The sequence below is a fragment of the Brevibacterium sp. 50QC2O2 genome (assembly GCF_024580675.1).
In the GTDB taxonomy this organism is placed as follows: domain Bacteria; phylum Actinomycetota; class Actinomycetes; order Actinomycetales; family Brevibacteriaceae; genus Brevibacterium; species Brevibacterium moorei.
In genome coordinates this window covers 1-13,747 of record NZ_JANIJZ010000004.1, presented here as the reverse complement: position 1 = coordinate 13,747, position 13,747 = coordinate 1, and the positions used below count along the sequence as shown (strand labels likewise).

Sequence of the window (13,747 nt, the reverse complement as noted above, 5' to 3'; positions counted from 1 at the left end):
CGTGCCGGTGTGAAAGGAAGTGCCCCATGACCGTTGTGTGGACGATCGCCCTGGGCCTGCTCAATGCGGCGATCCTGGGGGTGCTGGTCCGCCGGCTGTCCCGGGTGGGCACAGGACTGGTCCGCAATGCCGTCCTGTCCCTGGTCTTCGGCATGGCACTGTGGCCCATCACCCAGGAGGCGTACCGGCTACTGCATGTGACCGATGTGCTCGATGTGCTGGACAACCAGTGGGGCCTGGCCGGCGCGATGGTCTACCTGCTGTTGTTCGGCTGGCTGGTGGCCATTCAGGTGGCCGTGCTGTTGGGACTCGAGATCGTGTGGCCCGGGGGCACCCTGGGGTCGGTCGCCCGGGGCGCCACCCGGGTGCCCGGCCGTTACCGGCGGACCAGGCGCCTGTTGGAGATCCAACGGATCCTGGTGGTCCACGGGCTGTCCAGTTATGTCCGTCCGCGCCTGCCACGGCGGATCCACGTGGATCTGGACTCGTTGGCTGCCACGCTCGCACGGGCCCTGGCCGCCTGTGGGGTCACCTTCGTCAAACTCGGTCAGTTCGCCGCCACCCGCGCCGACGCCGTGCCACCGGAATTCGTCCGCGAGTTCTCCAAGCTCCAGGCCGAGGTCCCGCCCGTGCCGTTTTCGGAGCTGGAGCCCGAACTGCTCAAATCCTGGGGCAAGCCCGTCGACGAGGTGTTCGCCTCCTTCGACCGCAGACCACTGGCGGCGGCCTCGGTGGCCCAGGTGCACACCGCAGTGCTCCACGACGGCACCCCGGTGGTGGTCAAGGTGCAGCGCCCCCGGATCCGCGGGCAGGTCCAGGCGGACTCCGATATCATCCTGACCCTGGCCGAGAGCCTGGAGGCACGGGCGGTCTGGGCGCGCCAAGTGGGCGTGTACAAACTGGCGGAGTCCTTCGTGAAGTCCCTTCGGACCGAACTGGACTACCGGGAGGAGGCCGCACAGACGATCGCGATGCGCGAGGTCACCGCGGCCTCGGGCCAGGAAGATATCGTTATCCCGCGCATCTACCCGGAGCTCTCGGGGCCCACCGTCATCGTGATGGACCGGGTGGCGGGCACCCCGCTGTCGAAGGCCCACACGGAACTGGCCACGATGCCAAGGCGGCTGCGCCGGGGCCTGGCAGAGGACCTGTTCGAACTCATCGCCAGACAGATGCTGGTCGATGGGACCTTCCACGCCGATCTGCACGGCGGCAATATCCTGATCCAGCCCGGCGGCACCATGGGGCTGATCGACTTCGGCGCGGTGGGCCGGCTGGAGGCCGGGGACCGGCAGGACATCATGATCCTGTTGGTTGCTCTGCAGACCCAGGACTCACGGGCGGCGACCTCGGCCGTGCTCGATATGCTGGGCAATCCCGCCGGCGCGAACGCCCGGATGCTGCAACGCGATATCGGCGATGTCATGCTGCGCTTCGCCACCGCCGGGCGCGGGAACTATTCCGAGTTGTTCACCCAACTGGCCAACTTCTTCGTCGTCCACGGTTTCACGATGCCAACGCCGATCGGTTCGGCCTTCCGCGCGATCAGCACGTTGGAGGGTTCGCTGAAGGTGCTCGATCCGGATCTCGACCTACTGGATATGGTGCAGGCGCGCGGTGACTCCCTCCTGGCCCAGGCCAGGCGGCCGGCCGATATGGTCGACCGGGCGAAGCTCTATGCGCTGACCACGGGCACACAGCTGCTCGAACTGCCGGGGCGGGTCTCGCGTGCGGTGGCCCATCTGGAGGACGGGGAGCTCAACGTGGGCCCCACGGGGATGGACCAGTCCACTCTGGGCAGGATGATGCGGTTGCTGGGCGACTCCCTGGTGCAGACGGTGATCGCGACGGCGCTCATCATCGGCGGGATCATGCTGATGGCCGCCGATATCGGGCCGACCCTGTCCAGTGAGCTCAAGATCTTCACGTACTTCGGCTCCTGGCTGCTGTTAACCGGAGCGATCCTGGCCGAACGCGTCGTCGCCCCGGCGATGACCCGCCGAAGCGGCTGAGCGGCGCGCGGATCATCGGCCGCGGCGCTCAGCCGGCCCCACTCAGGGCAGGAGCACGACCTTACCGGTGGTCTTCCGACCCTCCAGAGCACGGTGGGCGTCAGCGGCCTCGGCCAGGGGGAAGGTCGCTCCCACCCGGAAGTCCAGCCAGCCCTCGTTCAGCCCGGCGAAGACCATATCACTGCGCTCCTGCAACTCCTCCGGGGTCCGGGCGAACCACTGCAGTGAGGGCCGTGACAGGAAGATGCCGCCACCGGAGTTCAAGCGTTGGATGTCGAATGGCGGCACGGCGCCCGAGGCGGCTCCGAAGAGCACCATGGAACCGCGCGGCCTGAGGCTGGCCAAAGAGGCGTCGAAGGTGTCCTTGCCGACCCCGTCGTAGGCGACGTCGACCCCGGCGCCGTCGGTCAGGTCCATAACGGTCGCGGTGATGTCGACATCCGGGCCGTAGAGGAACACCTCATCGGCGCCGGCTGCCCGCGCCAGGTCCGCCTTCTGCCGGGTGGAGACCGTGCCGATCACCCGGCCTCCCAGGTGCTTGACGAACTGGGTCAGCAGCAGGCCGACACCGCCGGCGGCGGCATGGATCAGCGCGGTCTGGCCCGGTTCGATCCGGTGGGAGCCGGTGGCCAGATACTGGGCGGTCAGACCCTGCAGGGGGATCGCCGCGGCGGTCGGGAAGTCGACTCCGTCCGGTACCGGCAGCAGGGACTTCTCGGCGACCACGACGCGGGTGGCATAGGAGCCGGGGGCGTCGTGCCAGGCCACCGCATCGCCCACGGCCACGGTGCTCACGCCCTCACCCAGGGCGGCCACCGTGCCCGCACCCTCGGAGCCGACGATGTGGGGGAAGGGCATGGGGTACATGCCGCCGCGGCGGTAGGTGTCGATGAAGTTCACGCCTGCGGCGCGGACGTCGACGAGGACCTGGCCGGGGCCTGGCACGGGATCGGGCAGTTCGTTGTAGGCGAGTACTTCGGGCCCGCCCTGGCGCATCGCCTGGATTGCGAACATGGGTGCTCCTTCGAGTCGGTTTGCGGATCGATTCGGACCGCGGGACGGTGAACCGTCACGCTAGTGCATAAAGTTTAAACATCATGTATCGTTATGCACATGTCCGATTTCAGTGTTGCAGTCTCCGGGGCCACCGGGTACGCAGGCGGGGAAATGCTCCGGCTGCTCGACGGCCATCCATCCCTTCACGTTACAACGCTCACCGGCAATTCGTCCGTCGGTCACACTTTGGGGGAGTACCAGCCCCATTTGGTCCGATATGCGGACATGGTCATCGAGCCGTCCACGGCCGAGGTCCTGGCGGGCCACGACATCGTCGTCCTGGCCCTGCCACACGGGGAGTCCGGCAAGATCGCGGCGGAACTCGAAGCCGCCTCGCCCGCCACCCTCATCCTCGACCTGGCGGCGGACCACCGCCTGGTCAGCGCAGCGGCCTGGGAGAAGTTCTACAAATCCGAACACCAGGGCACCTGGACCTATGGCCTGCCCGAACTCATGCTGCCCGGCGGCCGCAAGCAGCGCGCGCTCCTGCCCGGTGCCAAGCGGATCGCAGTACCCGGGTGCAATGTCACGGCGATCACCCTGGCCCTCCAGCCCCTGGTCGCAGCCGGGCTGATCGACCACACCCAGCTGCACGCGGTGCTGGCCAATGGCGTCTCCGGCGCCGGCAAGTCGCTCAAACCGCACCTGCTGGCAGCGGAGATCCTGGGCGACGCCAGCCCGTACGGCACAGCCGGGACCCACCGGCACGTCCCGGAGATCGAGCAGAACCTGGCCGCGGTGCTGGGCCAGACTCCGGACGAAACCGACGTGCGGATCTCCTTCACCCCCACGCTGATTCCGGCGGCCCGCGGAATTCTGGCCACCTGCCAGGCGCCGCTGACCCCCGGGACAGACCCCGCGACGATCGCCGCGGCCTTCCATGCCGCCTACGACGATGAGCCCTTCATCCGGCTGCTGCCTCACGGCCAGTGGCCGCACATCTCGGCGGCGGTCGGCTCGAACACCGCGCATCTGCAGTTCGCCATCGATGAGCGCGCCGGCACCGTCCTGGTGTGCGCAGCCATCGACAACCTGGTCCGCGGCACCGCCGGCCAGGCACTGCAATCGGCCCAGCTGAGCCTCGGGCTGCCCGAAGACCTCTCAATCCCAGTTCAAGGAGTTGCACCGTGAGCGTCACCTATCCGCAGGGCTTCAGCGCCGCAGGCGCTACCGCGGGCCTCAAGCCCAGTGGCAAACCCGACCTGACCGTCATCGCCAACACCGGCCCCTCCGATGCCGTCGCCGCGGTCTTCACCTCCAACCGCTGCCAGGCCAACCCCGTGCTGTGGAGCCGCCAGGCCGCAGCCGACGGCAGGGCCCGCGCGGTCGTCCTCAACTCCGGCGGCGCCAACTGCTTCACCGGCCCCTTCGGTTTCGAGACCACCCACGCCACAGCGGAAACCGCCGCCGGGCTGTTGGACGTCGCGGCAGGCGATGTGCTGGTGTGCTCGACGGGGCTGATCGGTGTGGGCGGGCAGGACTTCCGCGATAAGATCCTGGGCGCACTGCCCGGCCTGGTCGCGGACCTGGCGGAGACATCGCAGGCCGGACAGGACGCCGCCGAGGCGATCATGACCACCGATACCGTGCCCAAGACCATCGGCTACGAAGGCACCGGCTTCCGGATCGGCGGGATCGCCAAGGGAGCGGGAATGCTGGCGCCGGCCCTGGCCACCATGCTCGTCGTCCTGACCACGGACGCGGATCTGGACTCGGAGGAACTCGATGCGGCGCTGCGCAGCGCCACGGACGCCAGCTTCGACAGGCTCGACACCGACGGGTGCATGTCGACCAACGACACCGTGGTCCTGATGAGCTCCGGGCTGGGCGCCAAGCCCGATCCCGGGGAATTCGCGGAGCTGCTGCGCCAGGCCTGCGTCGACCTGGCCCGCCAGCTGCATGTGGACGCGGAGGGCGCCCACCATGATGTGGCGATCACCACCAGGGGGGCGGCCAGCGAGGCCGAAGCGGTCACCGTATCCCGCGCGGTCGCGCGCTCGAACCTGTTCAAGGCCGCGATCTTCGGCGAGGACCCCAACTGGGGCCGCGTGGTCGCCCAGGTCGGCACCACGGACGCCACCTTCGAACCCGATGCCATCGACGTGACGATCAACGGCGTCATGGTCTGCCAGGGATCCACCCCGCACGCCGACCCGGCCACAGTCGTCTTCGGCCGCGAGGTGACCGTCGACATCGACTTGCACGCAGGCGGGGCCGCTGCCACGGTGTGGACCTCGGACCTGACCCATGACTACGTCGAAGAGAACAGCGCCTACTCATCATGAACGACACGCCGCGCGGTAGCCGCGCACACCAGCATCTGAGCCCCGCCCAGCGCCTGGCCGTGGCCCAGTCCAAGGCGGAGGTCCTGACTGAGGCCCTGCCCTGGATCAAGACCTTCAAGGGCGCCACGATCGTCATCAAGTACGGCGGCAATGCAATGGTCTCCCCGGAACTGCAGCAGGCCTTCGCCGATGACATCGCCTTCTTCCGCTTCGCCGGGCTGCGGCCCATCGTCGTCCACGGCGGCGGCCCGCAGATCAACACGATGCTGGAGCGCCTGGGCATCGAAAGCGAATTCATCGCCGGCCAGCGCTACACCTCCGAGGAGGCCGCCGAGGTCGTGCGCATGGTGCTCTCGGGCCAGGTCAACCGCGATATCGTCGCGCGCATCAATATGAACGGCGATGCGGCGGTGGGCCTGTCCGGCGAGGACGGCGACCTGCTGCTGGCCACGCCCAGTTCCGTGACGGTTGACGGCCAACAGGTCGCCCTGGGTCGGGTGGGGGAGATCCGCCGGGTCAACGTCGAGCTGCTCAACGAGCTGCTGGACGCCGGGCGCGTACCGGTGGTGTGCTCGATCGCGGCGGAACTCGGCGGGCCGGCGGGCAAACCGCTGAACATCAACGCGGACCTGGCCGCGGCCCAGATCGCCAAGTATGTGGGCGCCGACAAGCTCATCATGCTCACCGACGTCCCCGGCCTGTACCGCGACTGGCCCGATCGCGACTCGCTCATCTCACGCATCGCACCGGAGGAGTTGCGGGAACTGCTGCCCCGCCTCGACTCCGGCATGATCCCCAAGATGACCGCCGCGCTGGACGCGGTGGACAACGGTGTGGGCCAGGCCCACATCATCGACGGGCGCACCGCGCACTCGCTGCTGCTCGAGGTCTTCACCGACGAGGGCATCGGAACCCTGGTGCAGTACCCGGACTTCGTGCCGCGCTCCGTCGGCTGACCCCGTTTCTCCCCACCACTCACGAATGTTAGAAGGAATCATGGCTGATCAGACCCAGCCCCAGACCACCGCCACCGGCTGGCGGACCGCCCACGAACACTCCATCCTGCCCGCCATCGGACGGCCCCAGCTCCTGCTCGACCACGGTCGCGGGGCCCATGTGTGGGACTCCGACGGGAAGGAGTACATCGATCTGTTGGCCGGCATCGCGGTCAACGCCCTGGGCCACGCACATCCGGACTACGTCGCCGCCGTATCCCACCAGGTGGCCACGTTGGCGCAGATCTCGAACTACTTCGCCTCGGAGCCGCAGATCCACCTGGCCACGCGGATCCTCGAACACGCGAAGGCGCCCGGGGGTTCGGCAGTCTACTTCGCCAACTCCGGTTCGGAGGCCAATGAGACGGCGCTGAAGATGTCGCGCCGGGTCGCCGGTGGCACCCGGACCAAGGTGATCGCCGTCGAGGGCTCCTTCCACGGCCGGACCATGGGGTCCCTGGCGCTGACGAGCAATCCGAAGTATCGCGAGCCCTTCACCCCCGGCGTGCCCGGTGTCGTCTTCGTGCCCTTCGGTGACATCGCCGCCCTCGAGGCGGAGATCGACGATACGACTGCGGCGATGTTCATCGAACCGATCCAGGGCGAGGGCGGGGTGCGCAACCATCCGCAGGGCTATCTCACGGCGGCACGCGAACTGACCAGGGCCCACGGCGCCCTGCTCGTCCTCGACGAGGTGCAGACCGGGATGGGCCGGTGCGGCGCCTGGTTCGCACACCAGCATCCGCTGATCGGCGAGGGCGTGGTGCCCGACATCATGACCCTGGCCAAGGGTCTGGGCGGCGGGCTGCCGATTGGGGCCACCGTGACCTTCGGGTCCGAGGTGACGAACCTGCTGGTGCCCGGCCAGCACGGCTCGACATATTCGGGCAACCCGGTCGTCACCGCGGCCGGCAATGCCGTCTTCGACGTGTTCGAACGCGACGGCCTGGTGGGCCGCGCCGAAGCCGTTGGCCAGGAATTCGCCGATGCCCTGGCCAAGGTCGACGGCGTGGTCGCGGTGAGCGGGGCGGGCCTGCTGCGCGCCTTCGAGGTCGCGGACCTGGATTCCCACGACGTGGTCGACGCCGCCCTGGCCGCCGGCTACATCACCAATGCCGTCACCCCCAGCAAGGTGCGCCTGGCCCCACCCCTGATCATCGACGACGCCGACCTGATGGCGTTCGTGGACGATCTGCCGGGTATCCTGGCCGCTGCGCAGAAATCCGCGCCCACCCCCACGGAGGCATGATATGACCCGCCACTTCCTCAAGGACACCGACCTGAGCCCGGCCGAATTGGTCGAGGTGCTCGACCTGGCCCAGGCGATGAAGGCCGACCCCTACGCGTTCAAGCCCCTGGCCGGGCCGCAGACCGTCGCGATCATCTTCGACAAGACCTCGACGCGCACCCGCGTGTCCTTCGCCGCAGGAGTCGCAGCCCTGGGCGGCAATCCGCTCATCATCAACCCGGGCGAATCGCAGCTGGGCCACAAGGAGTCCATCGAGGACTCCGCACAGGTGTTCAGCCGGATGGTCTCGGCGATGGTCTGGCGCACCTATGAGCAGTCGGGCCTGGAACGGATGGCCGCCTCCGGCAGCGTGCCGGTGATCAACGCGCTGTCCGACGACTACCACCCCTGCCAGCTGCTGGCCGATCTGCTGACGATCCGCGAACACCGCGGCAACGACTCCGCCTCCGGCGTTGCAGGACTGACGCTGAGCTACTACGGCGACGGCGCGAACAATATGGCCCATTCCTATGCCCTGGCCGGGGTCAATGCCGGGATGCACGTGCGCATCGCCGCTCCGACCGGCCACCAGCCCGCCGCATCCGTGGTCGCAGAGGCCCAGGAGCTGGCCCGCGTCACCGGCGGCTCGCTGATGATCACCGACGACCCCGTCGCGGCCGCACAGGACGCCGATGTGCTGGTGACCGATACCTGGGTCTCGATGGGCCAGGACCACGCCGGCCGCGACGATGAGGACTCGCCGTTCACCAAGTACCAGGTGACCGAGGAACTGATGGCGCTGGGCCACGAGCCGATCTTCCTGCACTGCCTGCCGGCCTACCGTGGCAAAGAGGTGGCTGCCGAGGTCATCGACGGCCCGGCCTCGGTCGTGTTCGATGAGGCGGAGAACCGCCTGCACGCGCAGAAGGCGCTGCTGGCCTGGCTGGTGGAGCGGGCTTGAGCGCGCATCCCGCCGCCGGTCGGATGGCGGCCGTGACCACCAAGGCCGCCAGGCAGGCGAAGATCACGGAGCTGATCCGCACCCGGCAGGTGCGCTCGCAGACGGAGCTGGCCGGCCTGTTGGCCGAAGCCGGTTTCGAGGTCACCCAGGCCACGCTCTCGCGCGACCTGGTGGGCCTCGGCGCGGTCAAGGTCCGCACCCGGGCCGGCGCCGTCTACGCGGTCCCTGGAGAGGGTGGGGACTCCTCCCTGCAGCAGGGCCTGGGCGCCGAGGTCTTCGACGCCCGGCTGGGCCGCCTGCTGGAAGACCTGTTGGTCTCAGCGGTGCACTCGGGCAATATGGTGATTCTGCGCACCCCGCCGGGGGCCGCGCAGTATCTGGCCTCGGCAATGGACCACGCCAGGCTGCCCGATGTGATGGGCACGATCGCCGGCGATGACACCGTCCTGGTCATCACCTTCTCCGCCGACGGGGGGCCGAAGCTGGCCGCCGCGCTGTTGGAGCAGGCGGGAATCTCCGGCTGATCGGTCGGGTGTTCGGCCGGGCCCGACGCAGATCACAGTGCCGGCACTATGATGAATAGACATTCATGGGTTAGTATTTTAATAAATCACGAAGGAGAGTTTCATGACTGAACGCGTCGTACTGGCGTACTCCGGGGGCCTCGACACCTCGGTCGCCATCGGTTGGATCAAGGAAGCGACGGGCATGGACGTCATCGCCATGGCCGTGGACGTGGGCCAGGGGGGCGAGGACCTGGAGACCGTTCGCCAGCGCGCCATGGACTGCGGTGCTGTCGAGGCCGTCGTCGCCGACGCCCGCGATGAGTTCGCCAACGAGTACTGCATGGCGGGCCTGAAGGCCAACACCATGTACATGGACGCCTACCCGAACGTCTCGGCCCTGTCCCGTCCGCTCATCGCCAAGCACCTGGTCGCCACAGCGCTGAAGTACGGTGCGACGACGGTGGCCCATGGCTGCACGGGCAAGGGCAACGACCAGGTCCGCTTCGAAGTCGCGATCACCTCGCTGGCCCCGCATCTGAAGTGCCTGGCCCCGGTGCGCGACCTGGCGCTGACGCGTGAAGCCGCGATCGAATACGCGGAGCGGAACAACCTGCCGATCGTCACGACGAAGTCGAACCCCTTCTCGATCGACCAGAACGTGTGGGGTCGCGCCGTGGAGACCGGATTCCTCGAGGACATCTGGAACTCCCCGACGAAGGACGTCTACGACTACACCGACGATCCGGGATTCCCGCCGCCGGCCGACGAAGTCCAGATCACCTTCGAAAAGGGCATCCCGGTGGCCATCGACGGTGCGAAGGTCACCCCGCTGCAGGCCATCGAACAGCTCAACCAGCGTGCCGGCGCACAGGGGATCGGACGCATCGACATCGTCGAGGACCGCCTGGTCGGCATCAAGAGCCGCGAGGTCTACGAAGCGCCGGGCGCGATCGCGCTGATCACCGCGCACCGCGAACTGGAGAACGTCACTCTGGAACGCGAACAGGCCCGGTTCAAGAAGTTCGTCGACCAGCGGTGGACCGAAGTGGTCTACGACGGGCAGTGGTTCTCCGAGCTGCGGGAATCCCTGGACGCCTTCATCGAGGACACCCAGGACCACGTCTCCGGCACCATCCGCATGGTCATGCACGGCGGTACGGCAGTCGTCACCGGGCGCAAGTCCGAGCACTCGCTCTACGACTTCAACCTGGCGACCTACGATGAGGGCCAGTCCTTCGATCAGTCCGCCGCCCGTGGCTTCATCGACATCTACGGCCTGTCCTCGAAGCAGGCCACCGCGCGCAACCAGAAGTTCTGAGCGCAGCGGGCCGGTCCGGTGGATGATCCGGACCGGCCGCACCCGGACCCAGGCCGTAAGCTGAGGGCGAAAGCCTCCCGCTTGCGGCCTGGGCCGTATCCGGGGAACACGCATCAACCGACGTATCCGCTACATACGAAGAAGTGAGGAACCCGTGTCCGAACGGATCAGCCTGTGGGGTGGGCGCTTCGCCGACGGCCCCGCCGACGCCCTGGCCAAACTCTCGAAGTCGACCCAGTTCGACTGGCGCCTGGCCGACTACGATATCGCGGGCTCCCGTGCCCACGCCCGCGTGCTGGCGTCCGCCGGCCTGCTCGACGAGACGGAACTGGCCGGTATGCTGGCGGCCCTCGACGAACTCCAGGCACGAGTGGACTCCGGGGACTTCGTGGCACAGGAATCCGATGAGGACGTGCACTCGGCGCTGGAACGCGGCCTGCTGGAGATCGCCGGCGCCGAGCTCGGCGGCAAACTGCGCGCCGGCCGCTCCCGCAACGACCAGATCGCCACCTTGGGCCGGATGTACCTGCGCGACCACGCCCGCAGCCTGGCCGGCCTGGTGCTCGACGTGACCGAGGCGCTTCTCGAGCAGGCGGCCGCACACCCCGAAGCGGCGATGCCGGGGCGCACCCACCTGCAGCACGCCCAGCCGATCCTGCTGGCCCACCAGCTCCTGGCACATGTCTGGCCGTTGCTGCGCGATGTGGACCGGCTGACCGACTTCGATCGCCGTGCCGCGGTCTCGCCCTATGGTTCCGGTGCTCTGGCCGGGTCCTCGCTGGGCCTCGACCCACAGGCGGTGGCCGCCGAACTGGGCTTCGCTGACTCGGTGGAGAATTCGATCGACGGCACGGCCTCCCGCGATGTGTTCGCCGAATTCCTCTTCGACCTGGCAATGCTGGGCGTGGACCTGTCCCGGCTGTCGGAGGAGGTCATCCTGTGGGCGACCAAGGAATTCGGCTTCGTCACCCTGGACGACCGTTTCTCCACCGGTTCGTCGATCATGCCGCAGAAGAAGAACCCCGATGTCGCCGAACTCACGCGCGGCAAGTCCGGGCGCATCATCGGTGATCTGACCGGCCTGCTGACCACCCTCAAGGGCCTGCCGCTGGCGTACAACCGGGACCTGCAGGAAGACAAGGAGCCGGTGTTCGATGCGGTGGACACCCTGGAGCTGCTGCTGCCGGCCTTCGGTGGCATGGTCGCCACTCTGACCTTCAACACCGAGAGGATGGAGTATCTGGCCCCGCGCGGATTCGCCCTGGCCACGGATATCGCCGAATGGTTGGTCCGGCAGGGAGTTCCTTTCCGGGTGGCCCATGAGCTCTCCGGTGCCTGTGTCAAGCTGGCCGAGTCCCGTGACCAGGAACTGTGGGATCTCACCGACGAGGACTTCGCCGGTATCTCGGAACACCTGACCGGTGAGGTCCGCAGCGTGCTGTCGACCCACGGCTCGATCGACTCGCGCAGTTCCAAGGGTGGCACCGCGCGCTCGGCCGTGGCAGGGCAGCTCGAGCACGCCAGGGCCGAGGTCGCGCGGCTGCGCGCCTTCGCGAACACGCCGACCCGCTGAATCGGCGGGAACGGGGCACTCTGGAACACCGCCGCCGAGGTCCCGGCCGGGACCTCGGCGGCGGTGCGCCGCTAGAATCAAGGGTGCCGAGCCTTGTCGTTCGGCGCTCATGCACATATGAAAGGGAAACAGTGACCGACATCCTCAGCGATTTTCGCAGGCGCGAACTCGTCGCACAGACCACCGACGAAGAGGCCCTGGGCAATGCCCTGGCGAACGAATCCCTGACCTTCTATGTCGGTTTCGATCCCACCGCGCCCAGCCTGCACATGGGCAATCTGGTGCAGATCCTCACGGCCCGCAGGCTGCAGGACGCCGGGCACAACCCGTTGGCACTGGTCGGCGGGGCGACCGGCCTGATCGGCGATCCGCGACTGACTTCCGAGCGCACTCTGAACCCGCGCGACGTCGTCGAGGGCTGGGTTGAGCGGATCCGCGGCCAGATCGAGCGCTTCCTGGACTTCGAGGGCCCGCATGCCGCTCGGATGGTCAACAACTACGACTGGACCGGCGAGGTCAACGTGCTGGACTTCCTGCGGGAAGTCGGCAAGCACTTCTCCGTCAACCGGATGCTGGCCAAGGAGGCCGTCGCGGCGCGGCTCAAGAGCGATTCCGGGATCTCGTTCACCGAATTCTCCTACCAGCTGCTGCAGGGCAATGACTACCTCGAACTGCACAAGCGCTACGGGGCCAGCCTGCAGACCGGAGGTTCGGACCAGTGGGGCAACCTGACCGCCGGCATCGACCTGATCCGGCGGGTGACCGGTGACAGCGTACACGCGATGTCGACCCGGTTGATCACAAAGGCAGACGGCACCAAGTTCGGCAAGACCGAATCCGGCACGGTCTGGCTGGATCCGGAATTGACCAGCCCATACGCCTTCAGCCAGTTCTGGCTCAACGCGGCAGACGCCGATGCGCCGGGCTACCTCAAGGTGTTCTCGCTGCGTCCGATGGACGAGATCGACGCGATCATCGAGGAATTCAAAGCCGCCCCGCACAAGCGCCTGGTGCAGAAGACCCTGGCACAGGACGTCACGACCCTGGTCCACGGCCCTGAGCAGACCGCGCAGGCCTTCGCCGCGGCCGATGCGCTGTTCGGGGGAGGAGACCTGGGCGAGCTGGCGCCGGCCACCGTGGCGTCCGCCACCGCGGACCTGCCGACAGCGCAGTTCGACGCTGCTGCCCTGGCCGCCGGCATCTCGGTCGTGGATGCCTTCGCAGCCTCCGGCATCGTCAAGTCCAAGGGCGATGCCCGCAAGGCCATCCAGCAGGGCGGCGCCTACATCAACAACACGAAGGTCGCCGAGGCGGATGCCGTGCTGCGTGCCGAGGATCTGCTGGAGGCGGCCGGTGCGGGTGTGGCGGTGCTGCGGCGCGGCAAGAAGACCTTGGGCGCCGTGCGCGTGACCCGCTGATCCGCTCCTCCGGACATGGGGCCCGCCGGCGTACTGAGGACGATTGCGTCCCCATATGCCGGCGGGCCCCGATGCTTGTAGCACGGATCACTCTGGTTCGGGTTGCGGCCGGGTTGCGGGTCGTGTAATGTTTTCTCTTGTCGCCAGGACAGCCCAGCGGGTTCGCGGGGCCGGAAATCCCGGCGGCAGTGAACATAATCGAGCATCCCTTCGCGGTGACTCCTCTTGTGATTGCCCGTGTTTCACGGGTGGTTGTCGGGGTTGGCCAGTGTGGGTGTGTGCCTGTTGTTTGAGAACTCAATAGCGTACTTGAATAGTTTTTTTCGTGATGCCAGAACTAAGTAGTACATATTTTCTGGCTGAAAATAATAATGATGGATGATACGAAGAACAAT

General features: G+C 67.5%; 11 protein-coding genes. 10 read left to right on the top strand and 1 reads right to left on the bottom strand.

Annotated elements, in window-relative coordinates; translation table 11 throughout:
• The first annotated feature begins 26 nt into the window (after positions 1–26).
• Complete coding sequence (locus tag NQ038_RS04615; protein ID WP_257059679.1) at positions 27–2,012, top strand: AarF/ABC1/UbiB kinase family protein; 1,986 nt, start codon at positions 27–29, stop codon at positions 2,010–2,012.
• Between the two features lie 42 nt (positions 2,013–2,054).
• Here NQ038_RS04615 and NQ038_RS04610 read toward each other — a convergent pair whose 3' ends face one another.
• Positions 2,055–3,026 (bottom strand): quinone oxidoreductase, encoded by a 972-nt coding sequence (locus NQ038_RS04610; protein ID WP_257059677.1) that lies wholly within the window; start codon positions 3,024–3,026, stop codon positions 2,055–2,057.
• A 99-nt stretch (positions 3,027–3,125) separates the two neighbouring features.
• Between NQ038_RS04610 and argC the strand changes: the two genes are divergently transcribed.
• From argC to tyrS, 9 genes are all read left to right on the top strand, one after another.
• Complete coding sequence (gene argC, locus NQ038_RS04605) at positions 3,126–4,199, top strand: N-acetyl-gamma-glutamyl-phosphate reductase (protein ID WP_257061934.1); 1,074 nt, start codon at positions 3,126–3,128, stop codon at positions 4,197–4,199.
• Positions 4,196–5,353, top strand: coding sequence for a bifunctional glutamate N-acetyltransferase/amino-acid acetyltransferase ArgJ (gene argJ / locus NQ038_RS04600; protein WP_257061929.1), 1,158 nt, complete (start codon positions 4,196–4,198; stop codon positions 5,351–5,353). Before argC ends, argJ begins: the two co-directional genes overlap by 4 nt.
• Positions 5,350–6,309 carry an acetylglutamate kinase gene (gene argB, locus NQ038_RS04595; protein ID WP_257061927.1) on the top strand — a complete coding sequence of 320 codons (960 nt, stop codon included), beginning with the start codon at positions 5,350–5,352 and terminating at the stop codon, positions 6,307–6,309. Before argJ ends, argB begins: the two co-directional genes overlap by 4 nt.
• Before the next feature lie 40 nt (positions 6,310–6,349).
• On the top strand, positions 6,350–7,597 hold the full coding sequence (locus tag NQ038_RS04590) for an acetylornithine transaminase (RefSeq protein ID WP_257061925.1): 1,248 nt from the start codon (positions 6,350–6,352) through the stop codon (positions 7,595–7,597).
• Between the two features lies 1 nt (position 7,598).
• Positions 7,599–8,537, top strand: a complete 939-nt coding sequence (gene argF / locus NQ038_RS04585; RefSeq protein ID WP_257061924.1) for an ornithine carbamoyltransferase — start codon at positions 7,599–7,601, stop codon at positions 8,535–8,537.
• Complete coding sequence (locus NQ038_RS04580) at positions 8,534–9,061, top strand: arginine repressor (protein ID WP_257059669.1); 528 nt, start codon at positions 8,534–8,536, stop codon at positions 9,059–9,061. The genes argF and NQ038_RS04580 overlap by 4 nt, the downstream gene beginning before the upstream one ends.
• 103 nt (positions 9,062–9,164) lie before the next feature.
• On the top strand, positions 9,165–10,361 hold the full coding sequence (locus tag NQ038_RS04575; protein ID WP_257047558.1) for an argininosuccinate synthase: 1,197 nt from the start codon (positions 9,165–9,167) through the stop codon (positions 10,359–10,361).
• A gap of 154 nt (positions 10,362–10,515) precedes the next feature.
• Positions 10,516–11,934, top strand: coding sequence for an argininosuccinate lyase (argH, locus tag NQ038_RS04570; RefSeq protein ID WP_257047560.1), 1,419 nt, complete (start codon positions 10,516–10,518; stop codon positions 11,932–11,934).
• A gap of 131 nt (positions 11,935–12,065) precedes the next feature.
• Entirely contained in the window at positions 12,066–13,352 is a 1,287-nt protein-coding gene (tyrS, locus tag NQ038_RS04565) for a tyrosine--tRNA ligase (RefSeq protein WP_257061923.1), read from the top strand.
• Positions 13,353–13,747 lie beyond the last annotated feature (395 nt).

What these genes read in the sequence shown, in the direction of transcription:
- NQ038_RS04615 (WP_257059679.1), top strand. Translation starts at nt 27, where the DNA reads ATGACCGTTGTGTGGACGATCGCCCTGGGCCTGCTCAATGCGGCGATC.
- NQ038_RS04610 (WP_257059677.1), bottom strand. Translation starts at nt 3,026, where the DNA reads ATGTTCGCAATCCAGGCGATGCGCCAGGGCGGGCCCGAAGTACTCGCC.
- argC (WP_257061934.1), top strand. Translation starts at nt 3,126, where the DNA reads ATGTCCGATTTCAGTGTTGCAGTCTCCGGGGCCACCGGGTACGCAGGC.
- argB (WP_257061927.1), top strand. Translation starts at nt 5,350, where the DNA reads ATGAACGACACGCCGCGCGGTAGCCGCGCACACCAGCATCTGAGCCCC.
- NQ038_RS04590 (WP_257061925.1), top strand. Translation starts at nt 6,350, where the DNA reads ATGGCTGATCAGACCCAGCCCCAGACCACCGCCACCGGCTGGCGGACC.
- argF (WP_257061924.1), top strand. Translation starts at nt 7,599, where the DNA reads ATGACCCGCCACTTCCTCAAGGACACCGACCTGAGCCCGGCCGAATTG.
- NQ038_RS04575 (WP_257047558.1), top strand. Translation starts at nt 9,165, where the DNA reads ATGACTGAACGCGTCGTACTGGCGTACTCCGGGGGCCTCGACACCTCG.